This window comes from Congregibacter variabilis, from assembly GCF_045689235.1.
Taxonomy (GTDB): domain Bacteria; phylum Pseudomonadota; class Gammaproteobacteria; order Pseudomonadales; family Halieaceae; genus Congregibacter; species Congregibacter variabilis.
Genome location: NZ_CP136864.1, coordinates 494,988 through 515,221, shown reverse-complemented (window position 1 = coordinate 515,221; position 20,234 = coordinate 494,988). Strand labels below are relative to the sequence as shown.

The 20,234-nt window shown below is 54.6% G+C and carries 19 protein-coding genes; 3 read left to right on the top strand and 16 right to left on the bottom strand.

Annotated elements, in window-relative coordinates; genetic code table 11:
* Nucleotides 1–37 precede the first annotated feature (37 nt).
* Nucleotides 38–292 carry a YheU family protein gene (locus tag R0135_RS02330; protein WP_407348658.1) on the bottom strand — a complete coding sequence of 85 codons (255 nt, stop codon included), beginning with the start codon at nt 290–292 and terminating at the stop codon, nt 38–40.
* A 1-nt stretch (nt 293) separates the two neighbouring features.
* Nucleotides 294–1,109, bottom strand: a complete 816-nt coding sequence (locus R0135_RS02325) for a class I SAM-dependent methyltransferase (protein ID WP_407348657.1) — start codon at nt 1,107–1,109, stop codon at nt 294–296.
* A 72-nt stretch (nt 1,110–1,181) separates the two neighbouring features.
* Here R0135_RS02325 and R0135_RS02320 point away from each other — a divergent pair, with 72 nt between their 5' ends.
* Complete coding sequence (locus R0135_RS02320) at nt 1,182–1,700, top strand: glycine cleavage system protein R (protein WP_407348656.1); 519 nt, start codon at nt 1,182–1,184, stop codon at nt 1,698–1,700.
* A 12-nt stretch (nt 1,701–1,712) separates the two neighbouring features.
* On the opposite strand, the gene R0135_RS02315 is transcribed toward R0135_RS02320, so the two are convergent.
* The 3 genes from R0135_RS02315 to prmB form a co-directional block, all read right to left on the bottom strand.
* Nucleotides 1,713–1,928: a hypothetical protein gene (locus R0135_RS02315; protein WP_407348655.1), complete on the bottom strand. Its 216-nt coding sequence runs from the start codon at nt 1,926–1,928 to the stop codon at nt 1,713–1,715.
* The gene (aroC, locus tag R0135_RS02310; protein ID WP_407348654.1) at nt 1,925–3,031 is read right to left on the bottom strand and encodes a chorismate synthase; all 1,107 of its coding nucleotides are present in this window, start codon (nt 3,029–3,031) and stop codon (nt 1,925–1,927) included. The genes R0135_RS02315 and aroC overlap by 4 nt, the downstream gene beginning before the upstream one ends.
* 72 nt (nt 3,032–3,103) lie before the next feature.
* Nucleotides 3,104–4,063: a 50S ribosomal protein L3 N(5)-glutamine methyltransferase gene (gene prmB / locus R0135_RS02305; protein WP_407348653.1), complete on the bottom strand. Its 960-nt coding sequence runs from the start codon at nt 4,061–4,063 to the stop codon at nt 3,104–3,106.
* Between the two features lie 34 nt (nt 4,064–4,097).
* Between prmB and folE the strand changes: the two genes are divergently transcribed.
* On the top strand, nt 4,098–4,646 hold the full coding sequence (gene folE, locus R0135_RS02300) for a GTP cyclohydrolase I FolE (RefSeq protein ID WP_407348652.1): 549 nt from the start codon (nt 4,098–4,100) through the stop codon (nt 4,644–4,646).
* On the opposite strand, the gene R0135_RS02295 is transcribed toward folE, so the two are convergent.
* From R0135_RS02295 to sdhC, 11 genes are all read right to left on the bottom strand, one after another.
* Nucleotides 4,647–5,243, bottom strand: a complete 597-nt coding sequence (locus tag R0135_RS02295; RefSeq protein ID WP_407348651.1) for a DUF4892 domain-containing protein — start codon at nt 5,241–5,243, stop codon at nt 4,647–4,649.
* Between the two features lie 5 nt (nt 5,244–5,248).
* Entirely contained in the window at nt 5,249–7,180 is a 1,932-nt protein-coding gene (gene htpG / locus R0135_RS02290) for a molecular chaperone HtpG (protein WP_407348650.1), read from the bottom strand.
* A gap of 148 nt (nt 7,181–7,328) precedes the next feature.
* Nucleotides 7,329–8,201 carry a succinate--CoA ligase subunit alpha gene (sucD, locus tag R0135_RS02285; RefSeq protein WP_407348649.1) on the bottom strand — a complete coding sequence of 291 codons (873 nt, stop codon included), beginning with the start codon at nt 8,199–8,201 and terminating at the stop codon, nt 7,329–7,331.
* A complete protein-coding gene (gene sucC, locus R0135_RS02280; protein ID WP_407348648.1) occupies nt 8,201–9,370 on the bottom strand; it encodes an ADP-forming succinate--CoA ligase subunit beta in 1,170 nt (389 codons plus the stop codon). The genes sucD and sucC overlap by 1 nt, the downstream gene beginning before the upstream one ends.
* 99 nt (nt 9,371–9,469) lie before the next feature.
* A complete protein-coding gene (gene lpdA / locus R0135_RS02275; protein WP_407348647.1) occupies nt 9,470–10,906 on the bottom strand; it encodes a dihydrolipoyl dehydrogenase in 1,437 nt (478 codons plus the stop codon).
* A gap of 43 nt (nt 10,907–10,949) precedes the next feature.
* Nucleotides 10,950–12,170: a 2-oxoglutarate dehydrogenase complex dihydrolipoyllysine-residue succinyltransferase gene (odhB, locus tag R0135_RS02270; protein WP_407348646.1), complete on the bottom strand. Its 1,221-nt coding sequence runs from the start codon at nt 12,168–12,170 to the stop codon at nt 10,950–10,952.
* 23 nt (nt 12,171–12,193) lie between these two features.
* The gene (locus R0135_RS02265; protein WP_407348645.1) at nt 12,194–15,049 is read right to left on the bottom strand and encodes a 2-oxoglutarate dehydrogenase E1 component; all 2,856 of its coding nucleotides are present in this window, start codon (nt 15,047–15,049) and stop codon (nt 12,194–12,196) included.
* A 208-nt stretch (nt 15,050–15,257) separates the two neighbouring features.
* Nucleotides 15,258–15,965, bottom strand: coding sequence for a succinate dehydrogenase iron-sulfur subunit (locus R0135_RS02260; RefSeq protein ID WP_407348644.1), 708 nt, complete (start codon nt 15,963–15,965; stop codon nt 15,258–15,260).
* A 36-nt stretch (nt 15,966–16,001) separates the two neighbouring features.
* Nucleotides 16,002–17,765, bottom strand: coding sequence for a succinate dehydrogenase flavoprotein subunit (gene sdhA, locus R0135_RS02255; protein WP_407348643.1), 1,764 nt, complete (start codon nt 17,763–17,765; stop codon nt 16,002–16,004).
* Nucleotides 17,766–17,804: 39 nt separating this feature from the next.
* Complete coding sequence (gene sdhD / locus R0135_RS02250; protein WP_407348642.1) at nt 17,805–18,164, bottom strand: succinate dehydrogenase, hydrophobic membrane anchor protein; 360 nt, start codon at nt 18,162–18,164, stop codon at nt 17,805–17,807.
* Complete coding sequence (gene sdhC, locus R0135_RS02245; RefSeq protein WP_407348641.1) at nt 18,158–18,532, bottom strand: succinate dehydrogenase, cytochrome b556 subunit; 375 nt, start codon at nt 18,530–18,532, stop codon at nt 18,158–18,160. The genes sdhD and sdhC overlap by 7 nt, the downstream gene beginning before the upstream one ends.
* Nucleotides 18,533–18,838: 306 nt before the next feature.
* On the opposite strand from sdhC, the gene gltA reads away from it, so the two are divergent.
* Nucleotides 18,839–20,131 (top strand): citrate synthase, encoded by a 1,293-nt coding sequence (gene gltA / locus R0135_RS02240; protein WP_407348640.1) that lies wholly within the window; start codon nt 18,839–18,841, stop codon nt 20,129–20,131.
* The last annotated feature ends 103 nt before the right edge of the window (nt 20,132–20,234 follow it).

Here is a 20,234-nt window from a genome sequence, read left to right as displayed (position 1 = left end):
TTGCTCTACTGTCGCTCATCAAACCCCTGGCGCAACGCTAGGCATCTTCACCGTCGCCCAGAAGCCGCTGTGCATCTTCTGCGGACACGATATCCCATTGCTGTGAATCAACGTCGAATAGCAGCTGCAGCTTCGCTGAACGCAGTTGCGACTGCAATTGCGTCACCCGGTCGCTCAGGCTTGTTTCTTCAGACCCATAATCAGTTCCATCGCGACTGGCGTACTCCTCAAGGAGCGCTTCCAGCTGCTCCTGGGGAACACGCTCAAGCGGGACTCGTACAAGCTGCGCCAAATCAGCTCGCTGGCTTTACAAACTTCAGGGTCATGCGGTCGCTCTCACCTACGGCCATGCGCGCCTCGCGATTTTCATCGGCGGTGCGCAGCGAAGGCGGGAGCTCCCATACGCCGTCAGCGTAGTCGCCCGTATCCTTCGGGTTCGCATTGACGTCGGACCGGGCGTCCAGCTCAAAACCAACGCTGCGAGCTGCCGCAATAATATAGTCTTCGCTAACGTAACCCGTCGCCTTCATGCGCTCAGGATCCCGCCCATCTTTGGCGCGATGCTGCACCACACCAAATACGCCACCGGGCTTGAGTGCATCGTAGGCCACCAACAAAGTGTTAGCTAAAGTACCTGCACGCATCCAGCTATGAATGTTTCTAAATGCCAGGACCATATCAGCGCTGCCTGCCGGGGCTATGACTACCGAGTCTGCGGGCCCCAGCGTCGTCACGGTGACCGCGCCGTATATGTCGTCTTCTTCACCGAGCTTCTTTAAGTAACTGCCCAGGGATCGGCGGGAATACGCCCCTCCGTTGGGGCTGTTATGCGCAGCGTAGTAGCTGCCACTTTCTCGCAGGAGAGGCGCCAGAACTTCGGTGTACCAACCACCACCCGGAGACAACTCGACCACGGTCATATCTTCTGCAAGACCAAAGAACTCCAGAGTCTCTCGGGGATGCCGAAATTCATCGCGCGCGGCGTTCTTCTCGCTGCGATGCTTCCCCTTTAATGCAGTGTCCCAATCAAGAGCGGCAGAGGCGGGTGCCGACATAAGAATCGCGGGGGCGAGAACCAAACTTGAAACAATGGCCATAACCTTTTGCACTGATAAACTCCTTCGATAAATTAAATCACGGGTAATATACTCGCCCGACACAGCAAAGTGGAGCATCTGATAGTGACGACCCGCGTTTTGATCAGTTTTTTTTGTGACGACCGCCCTGGCGTTGTTGAGCAACTCAGCGGATTGATCTCTGAGCATGACGGTAACTGGCTGGACTCGCAGCTCAGTCGCCTGGGAGGTCGCTTTGCGGGTGTCCTGCAGGCTCAAATCCCCAACTCACAACACGCAGCGCTCAGTGAGGCCCTCAGTGAGCTCGAAAGCGTGGGCATCACCACCAGCCTCACTGACGCCGGTGATCCCGTTTCGGATATCCTGTCCACCCAGCGCGTCACGCTTTTGGGACCGGATCGGCCAGGCATTGTTCGAGAGCTAACCCGCGCTCTGCGCAGTGCAGGCTTTAATGTCCGCTCCCTGGAGACCGCTGTAGAAACTGCGCCCATGAGCGGAGAGCCTCTATTTAGGGCTGAGGCACGCATTGAGCTCGATAACAACAGCAGACTCGATGAGCTGGAGTGGAAACTTGATGCCATGGCCGAGGCCATGACATTGGAAATTGATTTAATCGCGGACTAAAGATTTAACCTTCTAGCGACGACGGCGCAACAGACCTAAAAGAACAGCGACTAAAGCCGCGAGGCCTATTAAAAGCAAAAAGGCTCCCAGTAAGACGAGAAACTGTGCGAGCAGGCTGTTAACGCCTAAACCCAGCTGAGCCGTGGCAGCCCAGAGCAATGCTCCCAGAGCCGCTACGCCAAGCAGAGTAGTTCTTGCTACCGAGCGACGCCATTTGGGGAACTTCACAGTTTGTCAGGTGCCTCGGCAGGCAGCACCGGCGTCGGTGACTGAACGTCACCGTTCTGAGCCCGCTGACGCAAGAAGTGGTCCATGAGCACCAGCGCCAGCATGGCTTCAGCGATGGGCGTAGCACGAATACCCACACAGGGGTCATGGCGCCCCGTAGTCACAACTTCGATGGGCTCCCCGGCATGATTAATACTTGCTCCCGGCTGTCGGATACTCGACGTGGGCTTTAAGGCCATGCTCACCGTGATGTCCTGTCCACTACTGATACCACCGAGAACTCCACCGGCGTTGTTACTCAAAAAGCCTTCTGGCGTCATGAGATCTCTATGCTCACTGCCATAATGAGCAACGCTGTCAAAGCCCGCGCCTATCTCTACCGCTTTTACTGCATTAATGCTCATCATCGCAGCGGCAATGTCTGCGTCCAGCCGATCGAACACCGGCTCACCCAGACCCGGTGGTACACCCTCTGCTACTACGTTAATTCGCGCGCCTATGGAGTCGCCACTTTTATTGAGCGCTGCCATAAAGGTCTCCATTTCTGGCACCTTTGCAGGATCCGGGCAAAAAAACGGATTGGTTTCGACGCAACTCCAGTCAAGCACCTCTGCGGCTATGGGCCCCAACTGTTGCAGGTATCCTCGAATTCGTATGCCCTGCCCCGCAAGAAACTTCTTCGCGATTGCACCGGCTGCCACACGCATCGCTGTTTCCCGCGCCGAAGAGCGCCCCCCGCCGCGGTAATCTCGCATACCGAACTTATGCATGTAACTGTAATCCGCATGCGCCGGGCGGATGCGATCAGCAATGTCCGCGTAATCTCTGCTGCGCTGATCTTCATTTTCTATAAGCAAACCAATGGGGGTGCCCGTGGTCACGCCTTCGAATACTCCGGACAGAATCCGCACTTCGTCTGATTCCCGACGCTGCGTGGTAAACCTGGAGGTGCCTGGCTTGCGACGATCAAGATCGGGCTGCATGTCAGAGCTATCAAGCGCCAACCCCGGAGGACAGCCATCTACAATAGCGCCCAGTGCGGGACCGTGGCTCTCGCCAAACGTCGTCACGGTAAAAAGCGTGCCAAAGGTGTTGCCAGCCATGCTAAGGATCCAAACTACAAAAACGGCGATTATACGCGTTGTGAGAGATGCTGCAGGGCATCACGCTCAATTTCACAAGGCCAAATGCTTCACAATATCGGGAAGCTCCTGGGCCCGCACAAGCAGTACCCCATGCCCTCCTTCGCTAAACTCTAACCAGGTCAGCGCAACTCCAGAAAGCTCGTCATCTAATGCAGCCCAGGAATTGCCCAACTCAAGAAACAGCAGCCCCTGAGGACTTAGGTGCTGCGAAGCACCTCGCAAAATCCGCCTTGCCAGATCAAGACCGTCATCACCGGATCCAAGTCCACGCGGAGGCTCGCACTGATACTCCTGGGGCATCGACGCCAGGTCAGCCGCATCCACGTAAGGGGGGTTGCACAGAATAATATCGAAGCGCTCATCACCGATGGAGTCCATAAGATCGGACTGCAAGGCTCTAACCCGGCCGCCCATCTCGTGAAGCGCAATGTTTTCTTGCGCCAGCGCCAGGGCGTCATGGTCGATATCGGCAAGCAGCACCTCTAAACCAGGCTGATAAACCGCTGCAGCAATACCGATACATCCGCCCCCACAACACAAATCCAGTAGCCTGTTTGGAACACCTTCGGAGTACCAGGGGCGGTATTCATTGCGGATAACTTCGGCCAGGGGCGAGCGCGGCACCAGAGCACGCTTGTCGCAGTGAAACTCCAAACCTGCAAACCAGGCGCGACCCGTCAGATAGGGCAAAGGCTGACGATCTTCTATGCGCCCCCGCAGCCAGCGTAGGGCGGTTTCCCAAACATCGTGGCTTAAGTGCTGCGTCAGCACCTTGTCGTCAGAGCTGAGTGATAGCCCGGCTGCACTCAGGACCAAAAACACAGCCTCATCCCAGGCGCTGTCACTGCCATGACCATAAAATAGCTCCGCATTGTTCAAAGCACGATGCGTCTGCTCCAGAGCATCGCCAAGGGTGTCGGGTGTGACTACATCAAGTCCGTGTTCCCTACAAAACGCTACATTGCTGTGCCCCGATGAGGTTGCTACCATCGATGTTCTCCTTCAAATCTGAGTAACCACAGGCATGGAATCGCATTGGGCGAGCATTATCGCGGGCATCGGTGAAGATCTCGACCGCCCGGGACTTAAAGACACACCTAAGCGCGCGGCAAAAGCTTTCGAGTTTCTGACTCGAGGCTACAAGCAAAGCGTCGACGAAGTCGTCAATAACGCTTTGTTTCCGTCCGACAGCAACGAAATGGTGCTGGTACAAAATATAGAAATGTACTCGCTGTGCGAGCATCACATGCTACCGTTTATTGGCAAATGTCATGTAGCCTACATACCTACCGGCAAAGTACTGGGCTTATCCAAAATTGCCCGACTGGTAGATATGTATGCCCGTCGCCTACAAATACAGGAATCCCTCACTACCCAGATCGCCGAGACCATTTTAGACGTTACCGAGGCCCAAGGCGTAGGCGTCATCGTAGAAGCCCAGCATATGTGCATGATGATGCGGGGCGTAGAAAAGCAAAATTCCCTGATGAAAACATCAGCTATGCTGGGAAGCTTCCGGTCTGACCAAAAGACGCGGGACGAATTTCTCTCGCTGCTACAACTGCGTCAATAGCTAGGGCGCTATCCTCAGCGCCTCTACGTGAAGGTACTGGCGGTCACTGCTACGAGCCGAACCATAAACCAGTAAGCGATAGCTGTCGCCCTCGAGGTCAATGCTGTACACGCGATAGCGCTGGGACACCTCCGTGCCGTAAAGCAGCCGCTGCTGAAATATCCGATTTGCCCACTGCACACTGCTCCCACAGGCCCTCGCGTCACAGCTAAAGCTTCTACTGGCTGCCTCATTAAGGGCCAGACGCCCGTCGAGTTCAGCCACCATCTCCTCAGCGGTATAGCCGTCAAGCACGCGCCAGGTGTAACCGTCGAGCGTGCCACTGAGGCGCTCGCTTCTTCTGGGCGCCCAGACACCACGAATCTTTTCGATCGCACCCAAGGGGACCAGATAGTCACGAACGCTGCGTTCAGACTGCGAGTCGATGCGCTCCAAGTGAGTGTATTCGTCTAACGCAGTCAGATATTGTGCAGGCGGCAAGACTTCCGCCGCCGCCAGCTGGCTGACAAGGACTGAGACTAAAACAATACTGTGAGCAATTCGCATACCTAGACTATAGCGCCAACCGCCCCGAAATACCGGAGCCGTTAGCGCCATCTCACTCAGCCTTTACTCAACTGTAGCAACAAGCTGTTCAAGCGTTCGACATAGCCAGCGGGATCATCAAGCTGCCCACCCTCTGCCAGATTTGCTTGATCGAAGATAATTCTGGACAGATCGGCAAAACGCGCTTCGTCGCTTTCCGTATCCAGGCGGTTGATCAGAGGATGCGTAGGGTTTATCTCCAAAATCGGCTTGGACTCTGGCACTGCCTGACCAGCAGCCTCCATAATTCGGCGCATCTGCGCGCCCATGTCCATTTCGCCCACCACAAGGCACGCCGGAGAGTCCGTGAGACGAGTCGTTACGCGAACCTCTTCGACATCATCACCCAGCACGGCTTTAAGGCGCTCAACCAACGCTTCGCTTTCCTTTTCCGCCGCTTCCCGCGCCTGCTTTTCTTCCTCACTCTCATCATCAAGATCAAGACGACCGCGAGCGACATCCTGCAGCTGCTTTCCATCAAACTCCTGCAGGTGATTCATGAGCCAGTCGTCAACGCGATCCGACAGTAACAGGACCTCGATGCCACGCTTGCGGAAAACTTCCAGCTGCGGGCTACGGCGGGCGGTATTGAAGTTCTCGGCGACCACGTAAAAAATCTTGTCCTGACCTTCTTGCATTCGCTCGATGTAATCTCGAAGCGACTGGTCCTGAACTTCTTTATCTGTGTGTGTGCTACTGAAACGCAGCAGCTCGGCAATCTTATCTTTGTTGGCCGTATCCTCTGCAGGGCCTTCTTTGAGAACCTGCCCAAATTCTTTCCAGAACACCGCATACTTTTCGGCATCATTCTTGGACAGCTTGGAAAGCATATCCAGCACACGCTTGCTCAAGGCACTGCGAAGTGCATCTACTGTCTTATCCTGCTGAAGAATTTCCCGCGAAACATTCAACGAAAGATCGTTGGAATCGAGCACACCCTTGACGAAGCGCAGATACATGGGAAGAAATTGTTCCGCATCATCCATGATGAAGGTGCGCTGAACGTAGAGCTTAACGCCACGATTAGCATCGCGATTCCACATATCAAACGGTGCACGCGCCGGTATGTACAGCAAACTCGTGTACTCAAGCTTGCCTTCGACTCGATTGTGACTCCAGCTCAGAGGATCCTCAAAGTCGTGGGATACATGCTTGTAGAAAGCTGCATATTCTTCGTCTGAGATTTCGCTGCGACTGCGTGTCCACAGTGCCGTCGCCTCGTTAACGGGCTTGTACTGCGCTTGGGCAGGCTCACTGGCCTCTTTGCCTTCGCCTTCGGCTTCGTCTGCCGCGGGCACAGGTGCCTCTTTCATCAGCACCGGCACTGAAATATGATCCGAGTACTTCTTGATAACACTCCGCACGCGCCAGTCGTCAGCAAAGTCCTTGCAATCATCGCGTAAAAACAAGGTGATGCTGGTACCGCGATCAGCCTTTTCTTTAGGCTCGATGGTGAATTCAGATTCGCCGTGCGACTCCCACAGGACGCCCTCATTGGCCGCCGTGCCCGCTTTACGGGTATGTACTTCAACACGATCCGCCACAATAAACGACGAGTAGAAACCTACGCCAAACTGACCAATAAGCTGCGAGTCTTTCTGTTGGTCGCCAGACAGCTGCTCTAGAAAGGCTGCAGTGCCGGATTTTGCGATAGTGCCCAGATGGTCAATGACCTCTTCACGATTCATACCGATGCCATTATCGCTAATGGTCACCGTTCCAGCGTCCTGATCGACGTCAACGCGTACCGCATATTCTCCATCGCCTTCCAGCAGAGAATCATCAGAAAGCGCTGCGAAGCGCAACTTATCTACAGCGTCTGACGCATTGGAGATGAGTTCGCGAAGGAAAATCTCCTTGTTGGAATACAAAGAGTGAATCATCAAGTGCAGCAGCTGCCGCGCCTCGGTCTGAAATCCCAATGTTTCTTTATTTACTTCTGCGGTCATGGTGTCCTCTAAACATTAAAAAGGCTGACGGGTTGATAGCAGGTGATATGGGGGCAACGCCTCGGGTTTCAAGGCAGCCAGGTCGAATGAAGGGCATAAAAAAACCCGCCATCACTGGCGGGTTCTCAAAGTACTCAGCTTAGCGCTGTTACCAACCGGTTATCTCGGCCAGACCTGCGCCTATATCAGCCAGTGAGCGAACCGTCTTGACACCCGCATCCTCGAGCGCTGCGAACTTCTCGTCAGCCGTACCCTTACCACCTGAAATAATGGCTCCTGCATGCCCCATACGCTTACCTTTAGGTGCAGTGACACCAGCAATGTAGGACACCACCGGCTTGGATACATTGGCCTTGATATATGCTGCCGCTTCTTCTTCAGCGGTACCACCAATCTCACCGATCATAACAATCGCTTCCGTGGCGGGATCCGCCTCGAACATCGCTAGAATGTCGATAAAGTTGGAACCAGGAATCGGATCTCCGCCAATACCAACACAGGTCGACTGACCAAAACCTGCATCTGAAGTCTGCTTTACCGCTTCGTAGGTGAGGGTTCCAGATCGGGATACGATGCCCACCTTACCCGGAAGGTGAATATGCCCGGGCATAATGCCGATCTTGCACTCACCAGGAGTAATGACGCCGGGACAGTTGGGCCCCACCAGACGCACGCCCAGCTCATCGCACTTAACCTTGGCCTCAAGCATATCAAGCGTAGGAATACCCTCGGTAATGCATACGACCAGCTTTACGCCACCATTAGCGGCCTCAAGGATTGAATCTTTACAAAAAGGCGCCGGTACATAGATAACGGAAGCATCTGCGCCCGTTGCCTCTACCGCTTCGGCCACGGTATTGAATACCGGTAAGCCCAGATGTTCCTGACCACCCTTACCAGGCGTTACACCGCCGACCATCTTGGTGCCGTACTCAATAGCCTGCTCTGAATGGAACGTGCCCTGGGAGCCCGTAAACCCCTGGCAAATGACCTTGGTGTCCTTATTAATCAGGATACTCATCAGGCGTTGCCTCCCGCTGCTTTAACTGCCTGCTGCGCCGCGTCGGTAAGACTGGTCGCTGCGATAATGTTTAGACCGCTGTCCGCTAGTACTTTGCGGCCCAGCTCTGCGTTGTTGCCTTCAAGGCGAACGACCACCGGCACTGCCACTCCAATCTCTTCTACAGCGCCGATAACGCCCTCAGCGATCAGGTCACAGCGAACGATGCCGCCGAAAATATTAATGAGAACCGCCTTCACCTTGTCATCCGAAAGGATGATCTTGAAGGCCTCAGATACACGCTCCTTGGTAGCACCGCCCCCGACATCGAGGAAGTTAGCGGGATCGCCGCCGTGGAGTTTAACGATATCCATCGTGCCCATGGCCAGACCTGCGCCATTGACCATGCAGCCGATGTTACCGTCCAATGCGACGTAGTTAAGTTCCCACTGCGCTGCGTGAGACTCTCGCTCATCTTCCTGAGAGGGATCATGCATTTCGCGTAAATCTGCCTGGCGATAAAGCGCGTTACCGTCAACGCCAAGCTTCGCATCCAGACAGTGCAAATTGCCTTCGCTGGTAATCACTAAGGGATTGATCTCGATAAGCGCGAGATCCTTTTCCTGAAACATTTTGGCAAGCCCCAGGAAAATCTTAACGAACTGCTTGATCTGCTCGCCCTTGAGTCCCAGCTTGAACGCCAGCTCGCGTCCCTGATAGGGCTGAGCACCCGTCAGAGGATCAATCACCGCGCGGAGAATCTTCTCGGGAGTTTCTTCGGCGACCTTCTCGATCTCCACACCGCCTTCGGTAGATGCCATGAAGACAATGCGCCGAGAGGCGCGATCAACTACGGCGCCCAGATACAGCTCATCGGCAATATCCGTGCAGGTCTCCACAAGAATCTTGGAAACCGGCTGACCGTTTGCGTCAGTCTGATAGGTAACCAGGTTTTTGCCTAGCCAATGGCTCGCGAAGTCCGCAATCTCATCCTTGGTCTTGACCAGCTTGACGCCGCCGGCCTTACCTCGGCCCCCGGCATGTACCTGAGCCTTAACGACCCACATATCGCCGCCGATTAAGTCAGCCGCTTCCACTGCGGCCTGAGGAGAGTCAACTGCGTGACCCGTGGAAACCGGTAAGCCGTACTCAGCGAAGAGGCGCTTACCTTGGTATTCATGAAGATTCATGTGAAGTCCCGTTAATGTTCAAGGAAACAAGTGCGCCCTAGACCCCTTGCCCAGAACGCTTTTTCTGATCGCCACGTCATACGTGACGTATCAAGTTCTTTAGCGGCGCTTACGATTCGCCACGTGAATAGCATGCCCGTCAACCGCAAGCGCGGCTTCGTGTACGGCTTCTGAAAGTGTGGGATGACCGAACACCATCAGGGCCAGATCTTCAGTACTTGAACCGAATTCCATAGCGATCAGTACCTGCTGCGCAAGATCGGCCGCCGATGGCCCAACGATATGGCAGCCAAGTATACGGTCGGTCTCTGCGTGCGAAATGATCTTGACCATACCGTCAGAGTCATTAGCAGCCAGGGCACGACCCGACGCCACAAAGGGAAAAGTGCCCGCTTTATAGGGAATTCCATCCGACTTTAATTCTTGCTCCGTGCGGCCCACCGCGGCGATCTCCGGATGCGTATAAATGATGGAAGGTATGCAATCGTAGTTCACCTGAGCTGGCTTACCGGCGATACGTTCCGCCACCATCACACCCTCTTCTGAACCTTTGTGCGCCAGCATGGGTCCGCGGACAACATCACCCACTGCGTAGACATTAGGCGCTTCAGTTGCGCACTGGTCGTTCACAAAAATGAAGCCGCGCTCGTCCAGCGTTACGCCAGAGTCATCTGCCAGAAGATCAACGGTACGTGGACGACGGCCAACGGACACAATCAATTTGTCAAAAACCTCGGTGTGCTCACCCTCGGGAGAGTCATAAAGCACGTGCACCTTGCCGTCTTTAACTTTTGCATCGGTGACACGACTGCTCAGACGGATATCCAAATGCTGTTTTTTGAAGATCTTGGCCGCCTCTTTGGCTATCTGCGTATCCATCATCGCCAAAAACTCATCCAGCGCCTCAAGAAGGACTACCTCAGACCCAAGGCGACCCCAGACACTACCAAGCTCCAGGCCAATAACGCCGGCACCAATCACACCGAGACGACCCGGCACTTCCGTAAATTCAAGAGCACCAGTGGAATCCACGATGTATTCATCATCCACAGGTGCGGGGGGAATCTTTACCGGCTCAGATCCAGCGGCGATGATCACGCTGCCGGCCTCAACCACAGTTACCGTACCGTCCGCCGCAGTGACCTCAACGTTAGCGCCTGCAAGCACTTTTCCGCGTCCTTGAATCACCGTGACGCCGTTGTGCTTAAACAAACCGCCAATGCCGCCGGTTAACTGCCCGACAATCTTGTTTTTGCGCTCAAGCATAGCCGGTACGTCAATGGTCGGGTTCTCAAGACCAATACCGTGCACCGACAAGGTTTCCTTGGCGTCATGAAACTTCTGGCTCGAATCAAGCAGTGCTTTAGAAGGAATACAGCCAACGTTGAGGCAGGTTCCACCCAAGGTCGCCGCACCTTTTTCGTCCGTCCATTCTTCTACCACTGCGGTGCTAAGGCCCAATTGCGCTGCACGGATTGCCCCTACGTACCCAGCAGGTCCCGAACCGATCACTACTACATCAAAACTATTTGCCATCGTGAAATTCCCCGTCAGGCTATTAAAAAGTGTCTACGGCTCTTTAAAGCTGCAGCAGGATCCGCGCGGGGTCCTCAATCAAGTCCTTCACGGCAACCAAAAACTGCACAGCCGTTTTTCCATCAATCAAACGGTGGTCATAAGACAGTGCCAGATACATCATCGGCAAAACCACGACCTCACCATTGACCACCATGGGACGCTCCTGAATCTTGTGCATCCCGAGAATACCCGTCTGCGGTGGATTCAAAATTGGCGTACTCAGAAGCGACCCGAAGACTCCACCGTTAGTCACTGTGAAGGTGCCACCGGTCATATCATCGATAGTTAGTTTGTTGGCTTTCGCACGTGTTCCCAGGTCAACGATTGCTGCCTCGACATCTGCAAGGCTCATAAAATCAGCATCGCGTAGCACGGGAACCACCAGGCCGCCCTCGGTAGAAACCGCCACACCGATATCCTGGTAACCGTGATAAACCACGTCATTACCGTCAATAGAAGCATTCACCGCCGGGTAGCGCTTGAGCGCCTCGCACGCTGCTTTTACAAAGAAGCCCATAAAACCCAGTCGCGTCCCGTTGTGGGTTTTTTCAAACTGATCTTTGTACTTCTTGCGCAGCGCCATCACCGGTGCCATGTTGACTTCGTTAAAGGTCGTCAACATCGCTGTGGAAGTAGTCGCTTCAAGCAGACGCTCGGCAATCCGCGCACGCATACGCGTCATGGGGACCCGCGTCTCGATACGTTCGCCAGACGGACCGCTGGGCACGTCGACGATAGCAGAAGCCTCGGATGCTGCCGGCTTCGCAGGTGCCGCTACAGGCCGATCTTTGAGGTACGCAGACACGTCTTCCTTGGTGATACGCCCACCCTTTCCTGTACCGGGAATCTCTGCAGGATTCAGACCGTGCTCTTCAACCATTTGCCGCGCCGCAGGGCCCATTTCGGCCGCCGCCGACGCAGTGCCTGCTTCGCTGGAATCTGTCTCGACTGCAGCGGCACTAGCCGCTGGAGCTGTCGCTACAGCACCCTCCTCGATCTCAGCAAGGAGCGCCTCGCTTTCAATGGTTTCGCCCACCGCGACGTGAATCTTTTTCACCACGCCATCAGCCGGAGCAACAACCTCCATAACCACTTTGTCGGTCTCAATTTCAACGATGAGTTCGTCTCGCTGTACCGAGTCACCCTCCTCCTTGTGCCAGGCAGCGACCTCTCCGTCGGCAACTGACTCTGGGAATGCGGGAGCTTTGATTTGGATAGCCATGAGTTTTCCTTGTAGAGAAGCTGTTAGGCGTTATCGCTATTGAGCGTCAGGGCCTGATTAATAAAGGCCTCTTGTTGCTCAAGGTGCAGGGCCATGTAGCCCGCCGCGGGTGCGGCAGAGGCTTCACGACCGGCGTAAGCGAGATAAATATTGTTGTTGTGCGACGCAAACACACGACGCATATGGTGTTGACTTGAGTACCAGGCCCCTTGATTCATTGGCTCTTCCTGACACCAGACGGCATCCTTCAAATTGGGATAACCACTGAGCACCTGCAACATTTCTGCTTCAGGGAAGGGATAAAGCTGCTCCAGGCGAATCAAGGCAATATTCTCTATGCCCCGCTCACGACGGGCGGCTCGCAAGTCGTAAAAAACCTTACCGGAACACACGACCACGCGCTGCACCGCAGACTTGTCCAGATCATCGGTTTCATCAAGCACATTGTAGAAACGACCATTGGCGAGATCTTCCAACGTCGATACCGCCTCTTTGTGTCTCAGCAAGCTCTTTGGTGACATGACAACCAAGGGCTTACGTAAGGGGCGGATTGCCTGCCGCCGCAGCATATGAAACACCTGTGCTGGCGTTGTAGGTATACAGACTTGGATATTGTGCTCTGCGCAAAGCTGCATAAAGCGTTCGAGACGCGCCGAACTATGCTCCGGCCCCTGTCCTTCATACCCGTGGGGGAGCAGCATAGTCAAACCGCAAAGACGACTCCACTTATGCTCTCCACTGGTAATAAATTGATCGATCACCACCTGAGCGCCATTGGCAAAGTCGCCAAACTGTGCCTCCCAAATAACCAGGCCTGTCGGCGATGTCGTGGAATAACCGTACTCGAAGGCAAGCACGGCCTCTTCAGACAACAATGAGTCGTGAATCACGAAATCGGCTTGATCATCCTTGATGTGCTGAAGTGGCAAATACGTGCCTTCATCACGTTGATTGTGCAGCACCGCATGACGATGGGAGAACGTTCCGCGGCCCACGTCCTGACCCGTCAGGCGGATCGGATACCCAGCTTCCAGCAACGAAGCGTAGGCCAGGTTTTCTGCAAACCCCCAGTTCAGCGGTAAAGCACCCGCCCCCATCTTGCGTCGATCCTCGAGAATCTTTGCAACCTGTCGCTGTAGAGGAAAATTGTCGGGTGGCTGATTGCTGCTATGTGCCAAGGTCTGGAGATGGTGCAGGTCCATACCGGTCTCGCAATGCAAGGTCCACTCGTGCCCGAGGTAGGGAGCCCAGTCTACGAACAACTCCACGTTGGGCTCGTTAACCAAGCTGGACACCATAGGCTCATTACGGTCCAGGGAGCCACGATAGCCGTCTACCAGAGCCTGGTCTTCGGTTTCGGTAAGAACCCCGGCTTCGATAAGGCGACGCGCATAGATGTCACGGGTCGTTGGGTGCTTGCGAATGGCCTCATACATCTGCGGCTGAGTAACCGCTGGCTCGTCGGCTTCGTTGTGTCCTCTGCGTCGATAGCACACAAGATCAATCACCACATCCCGCTTGAACTCGTTGCGATAGTCGATCGCCATTTGCGTCACAAACAGCACAGCCTCGGGATCGTCCGCATTGACGTGGAAAATCGGTGCCTGAACCATTTTAGCAACGTCGGTACAGTATTCCGTGGACCGCGAATCTTCCCTGACACTGGTGGTAAAACCCACCTGGTTATTCAGCACGATGTGCACCGTACCGCCCGTTTTATAGGCGCGTGTCTGGGACATCTGGAAGGTTTCCATCACCACGCCCTGCCCGGCGAACGCCGCATCACCGTGAAGTACGATAGGCCATACGCTGGAACCGTCAGGATCATCGCGACGATCCTGACGAGCTCGCACAGAGCCCTCTACTACCGGCGACACGATTTCCAAATGCGAGGGGTTAAACGCCAGCGCGAGGTGCACCTCGCCGCCCGAGGTCATCATGTTCGACGAGAAGCCCTGGTGATATTTAACGTCGCCGGAACTTTCGTAAATCGCGCGCCCTTCAAATTCCGCGAACAACTCCGAGGGGTTTTTACCCAGAATGTTTACCAGAACGTTAAGGCGGCCGCGGTGCGCCATGCCGATAACAATTTCTTTTGCCCCGTAACCGCCAATACGCTGAATCATTTCAGCCATCATGGGGATCAGGCTCTCGCCACCTTCTAAACCAAAACGTTTTGTACCCGGGAACTTGGAGCCGAGAGATTTCTCAAGACCATCCGCCTTGATCAGGCGCCGCAGAATCTGCCGCTGCACATCGGGCCCAAAATCAGGAGCGGAGCGCACAGACTCCATGCGCGACATAATCCACTGCCGCTGCTCGGTATCCACAATGTGCATGAATTCTGCACCCACGGTGTGGCAGTAAGTGCGTTCCAGCGCGTCAATAATATCTTTGAGTGTTGTTCCATCGGCTCCCATCTTGAGCGTGCCCACCTGAAAGCTCGTATCAAGGTCTGCAATGGAAAGTTCGTGAAAATTGAGCTCCAGGTCGGGAACATGTTCGCGCGCTGCAAGACCAAGAGGATCAAGCTGGGCCTTCTGGTGACCGCGCTGCCGGTAAGCCGATATGAGCGCGAGCACTTTGACCTGCTTTCTTTCGTATTGAGTTGCCTGGCTGTCGTGAGCGACCGTGGCTTCCGTGCGCACACGCATCTTGCTGATGCGCGCAAAGCGCTCGCGCACCGCACTGTGTGGTACGTCATCGATGAGGGAGGTTTTGCTTTCGACTCGCGGTAACTTATCGAAATAGTCGCGCCACTGCTCCGGCACGGCGTTCGGATCGATCAGATAACTTTCGTACAGATCTTCAACGTAAGTGGCATTGCCACCCGCGATGTGCGAGCTGCGACGAAACAGCTCCATCGTGTTTTCTTGCATGCTGCCCCCTAGACGAACAACACATCGGTGTTAAGACGACAACCAATGTGTGCCGGGGCAAGATGATTCCACGGTCCCCCCGGCCCCGCGGGCGCCACCGAATCACCGGTAACGCGATGGCGCAATTATGCCAGCAAAGCGGGTGGTCTAGAAGGTGTAAAAAGAAGAAATGGGCGGACTTTTCGCGTAAAAAGCCGCCCGGAACGTCTTAGGCGGCTCGTTTGAGCAACATACTGCGGATATGGCCGATTGCGCGCGTAGGATTCAAGCCCTTCGGACAGACGTTCACGCAATTCTGAATGCCATGACAGCGAAAAACACTGAAAGGGTCGTCCAGCCGCGAGAGCCGTTCTTCAGTAGCCGTATCCCTGCTGTCCGCCAAAAAGCGGTAGGACTGCAATAATCCTGCAGGGCCAATAAAGCGATCCGGGTTCCACCAGAAAGACGGACAACTGGTTGAGCAGCACGCACAAAGAATGCACTCATACAGACCATCCAGCTTGGCCCGGTCTTCGGGAGACTGCAGCCGCTCAATAGCCGGCGCTGGTGTTTCATTCTGCAGGTACGGCTGCACCTTCTCGTACTGGGCATAAAACATGCTCATATCCACGACGAGATCTCGAATAACCGGCAAACCGGGCAGCGGCCTGATAACCAGTCGGTTGTTTTTTACGGATTCTGACAGCGGCGTGATGCACGCCAGACCGTTCTTACCGTTCATATTGAGCCCATCAGAGCCACACACGCCCTCGCGACAAGAGCGACGATAGGTCACTGAAGCGTCCTGTCGCGCCTTGATTTCTTCGAGGACGTCCAGAACCATCACATCCTTGCCGCCGGTGTCGACCTCGAAGGTCTGCATCGATGGCTCGGCGTCCTGTTCCGGGTTATAGCGATATACACTGACCTGCAACATGCAAAAAAACTCCGTTTCGTTCTCTGGGCGAAAGAATCAGTAAGTACGAGCCATGGGCTCCATGGTGTCCATGATCTTGGGCGCGAAGTTCACATCACGCTTGCCGACACGCTTCTCACCTGGGAAGTACAGTGAGTGGCAAAGCCAGTTCTCATCATCGCGCTCCTGGTAATCATCCCGAGCGTGTGCGCCGCGGCTCTCAGTCCTCTGTTCAGCAGAAATGGCTGTAGCCTCCGCCACTTCGAACAGATTCTGCAGCTCCAGCGCTTCGATTCGGGCGGTATTAAAAGCCTGAGTCTTGTCCTCAACTCCAACGCTCTCGATGCGGGGGCGCAAAGATGCCAGACGTTCGATACCGTCGCGCATAAAGTCGCCCTTGCGGAACACGCCAAAGTAATTCTGCATGGTATTTTGCAGTTCTTTGCGCAGGTCCGCGACGTTTTCACCCATGGGCGCCGCTTCGAGCTTCGCCAGGCGCTGATTGCCTTCTTCAATATCAGTAGGAGATGCATCCCGCGCTTCGATACCCGAGCGCAATGATTCCTCTATGAACAGACCAGCTGCCCTGCCAAAGACCACGAGATCAAGAAGTGAGTTACCCCCCAGACGGTTAGCACCGTGTACGGATACACAGGCGGCTTCGCCGCAAGCGTAAAGACCAGGAATAACATGGTCCTGCCCCTGCGCATCGATAGTCAGCGCCTGTCCGTTCACATTCGTGGGAATACCGCCCATCATGTAATGACAGGTTGGCACAACAGGAATAGGTTCTTTCACGGGGTCGGCGTGCGCAAAGGTCCGCGACAATTCGAGAATACCCGGCAGGCGGCTTTCGAGGACCTCTTCACCCAGGTGGTCCAGCTTAAGGAACACATGATCTGCCTCAGGCCCACAACCGCGACCCTCCAGAATCTCCAACACCATGGACCGAGCGACTACATCTCGGCCTGCAAGATCCTTGGCATTGGGAGCATAGCGCTCCATAAATCGTTCGCCGTCTTTGTTAACGAGGTAGCCGCCTTCACCGCGACAGCCCTCAGTAACCAAAGTACCCGCGCCATAAATACCTGTAGGGTGAAACTGCCACATTTCCATGTCCTGCATGGGAAAGCCAGCACGTAATGCCATTCCGATGCCATCACCCGTATTGATGTGAGCGTTAGTCGTTGAGGCATAAATTCGTCCAGCACCGCCCGTGGCAAAGACCGTCGCTTTGGACTTTACGTAAACGACTTCGCCAGTTTCGATGCAAATGGCGATAACACCGACTACGACACCATCCTGGTTCTTCACCAGGTCTGTGGCAAACCATTCGTTAAAGAAGACCGTTTTGTTCTTTATGTTGTTCTGGTACAGCGTGTGCAACAAGGCGTGCCCGGTGCGATCTGCTGCAGCGCAGGTACGCGCAGCCTGACCACCCTTGCCAAAGTCCTTGGACTGACCACCAAAGGGCCGCTGATAAATGCGACCGTCTTCTGTACGGGAGAAAGGCAGCCCCATGTGCTCAAGCTCAAAGATCGCCTCTGGACCCACTGAGGTCATGTACTCGATAGCATCCTGATCGCCGATGTAATCAGAGCCCTTGACGGTGTCATACATGTGCCACCGCCAATCATCCTGGGGGTCAGCGCTGGCGATCGCACAAGTAATACCACCTTGGGCTGACACCGTGTGTGAGCGTGTGGGAAAGACTTTGCTAATTACCGCCGTCTTGTAGCCGGACTGCGCCAACTGAAGCGCAGCGCGCATACCAGCTCCGCCGCCGCCTACAATCACACCGTCAAAAGAAATTGTGCGCATTCGTAACTATGCTCCTGTTGAAGGAATCACTGCCAAACTTTAGGCCCAGACTATCTGGATGCCCCAAATTACATAAATGACCAGTGACAGCGATGTAAGCAGCTGTAAACCGATCCGTAAAACATTGCCCCGAGAACCCATAAGGCGTTCCGTGAGGTAATCCGTAAACACTCCCCACATCCCTATCCAGGCGTGGGCGGCAAGCGACAGAATCGCAAGCAGTGTGAATATCTTCATCCATGTCTGAGAAAACAGCGCTGTCCATTCGGCGTAGCTAACGCCGGCAGCGATCTGCACACCAACAAACACGAAAAACGCCAGAAGGATAACGGCAGTGACACGCTGCACCAACCAATCCGATAAACCGGAGCGAGAAAGACTCGTAACAGCGGTTACCATAATGCGACTCCTACCAGTACGGCGCTAACAGCGGTGAGAACAAAAACCAGGCGAGCGCCCAAAACACCGCCTTCCATGGTTTCCCCAACACCAAAATCCATGATGAGATGCTTTACGCCCGCCAAGCTGTGATAAATCAGCGCGGTGACGATACCCCACACGACGAACTTGGCCAGCGGACTAGAAAACAACTCGCCAAGACTCGCAAAGCCCTCGGGACTGGCAAGACTCTGCTCCAGCGCCCACAGCAACAGGAAGGAAGCTACAACCATTATCACACCGGAAATCCGATGCAAAATTGAGGCGTAAGCAGTGATAGGTAATCGGATGGTTCCGATGTCGAGATTGACCGGACGGTTGTCTTTCACAGACGGACAGCTCCTAACTCTGGAATGGTCCTAAAGTAGCGTGGCACCCGAAAAGCAACTACCGGGTAACAATTCGCCACTCGCTTCGTGTCGCCGCAGCAAAGAAGTGCAAAATATAGCTTCTGTGCGCTAACACCCTAAAAACCGCGCGAGTATAGAGATTCGCCAAGTTCATTACAATTGATCCGAGTCAATCTCGATCCCGTTAAGATTACACTGCAGCAAGAACATTTTACGCCGTCAATTGACAAACGTTTAGCACTGTCTATAGTTGGCGACCCCACTGAAAACACGCGGGATTTCCCCATGAGTCAAAAGAAAGCAACCCTCCACATTGATGGCATCGAGGGGTCTGTAGATCTGCCTGTTTACTCAGGATCTATTGGACCGGATGTCATAGACGTTGGCGGCCTCACAAGCAAGGGGATGTTCACCTACGACCCCGGTTTCGTTTCTACGGCGGCCTGTGAATCAGAAATAACCTATATCGACGGTGGCAAAGGCGTCCTGCTCCATCGCGGCTACCCCATCGATCAATTAGCCGCGCAATCGGATTACCTGGAAACCTGCTACCTGCTGCTGTACGGCGAGTTGCCCAACGCAGAGCAGAAGCAACAGTTCGTCAGTACCGTCCACAACCATACGATGGTGCACGAACAAATCCGTACCTTCTTCAATGGCTTCCGTCGCGATGCCCACCCCATGGCGATCATGTGTGGCGTTGTAGGCGCCCTATCGGCGTTTTATCACGACTCTCTGGACATATCCGATGAGCACCATCGTCAGGTGGCAGCGTTCAGACTTATCGCGAAAATGCCGACTCTGGCTGCAATGAGTTACAAGTTCTCCATTGGCCAACCCTTTATGTATCCGGACAACAACCTCGGTTATGCCGAGAATTTCCTGCATATGATGTTCGGAACACCATGCGAGCCAAGCAACGTCTCTCCGGTGCTGGCAAAAGCTATGGACCGTGTATTTTTGCTGCACGCAGACCATGAACAGAACGCGTCAACATCTACAGTACGCCTGGCAGGATCGTCCGGAGCCAATCCGTTTGCCTGCATAGCAGCGGGCATTGCCGCACTGTGGGGGCCATCCCATGGCGGAGCCAATGAGGCCGTGCTCAATATGCTCGAGGAAATCGGCGATGTTTCACGCATTGACGAATACGTTGCTCGAGCCAAGGACAAAGAAGACCCCTTCCGCCTTATGGGCTTTGGACACCGCGTCTACAAGAACTTTGACCCTCGCGCCAAAGTCATGAAAGAAGCAGCGGACGAAGTACTCGCGGAATTGGGCATCGAGAACGATCCACTGCTGGCTATCGCAAAGCGCCTCGAAGAAATCGCTCTGGAAGATGAGTACTTCATTGAGAAGAAACTCTACCCCAACGTGGACTTTTATTCGGGCATCATTCTCAAGGCCATCGGCATTCCCACCAGTATGTTCACAGTGATTTTCGCCGTGGGTCGTACCGTAGGCTGGATTGCTCACTGGAACGAAATGATTTCTGGCAGCTACCGCATTGGCAGACCCCGTCAGCTTTACACCGGTCACGCGCAGCGTGATTTTGTAAGCATCGACGAGCGTAGTTAATAGTCTTCAAGCAGCGCGATGGCGTGGATTGAGGTTGCGTAAACGCAGCCTTCCTCCGCGCTTTTCGGGCGCTGGAAGCATCGCCAGGCCCATACACCATCGA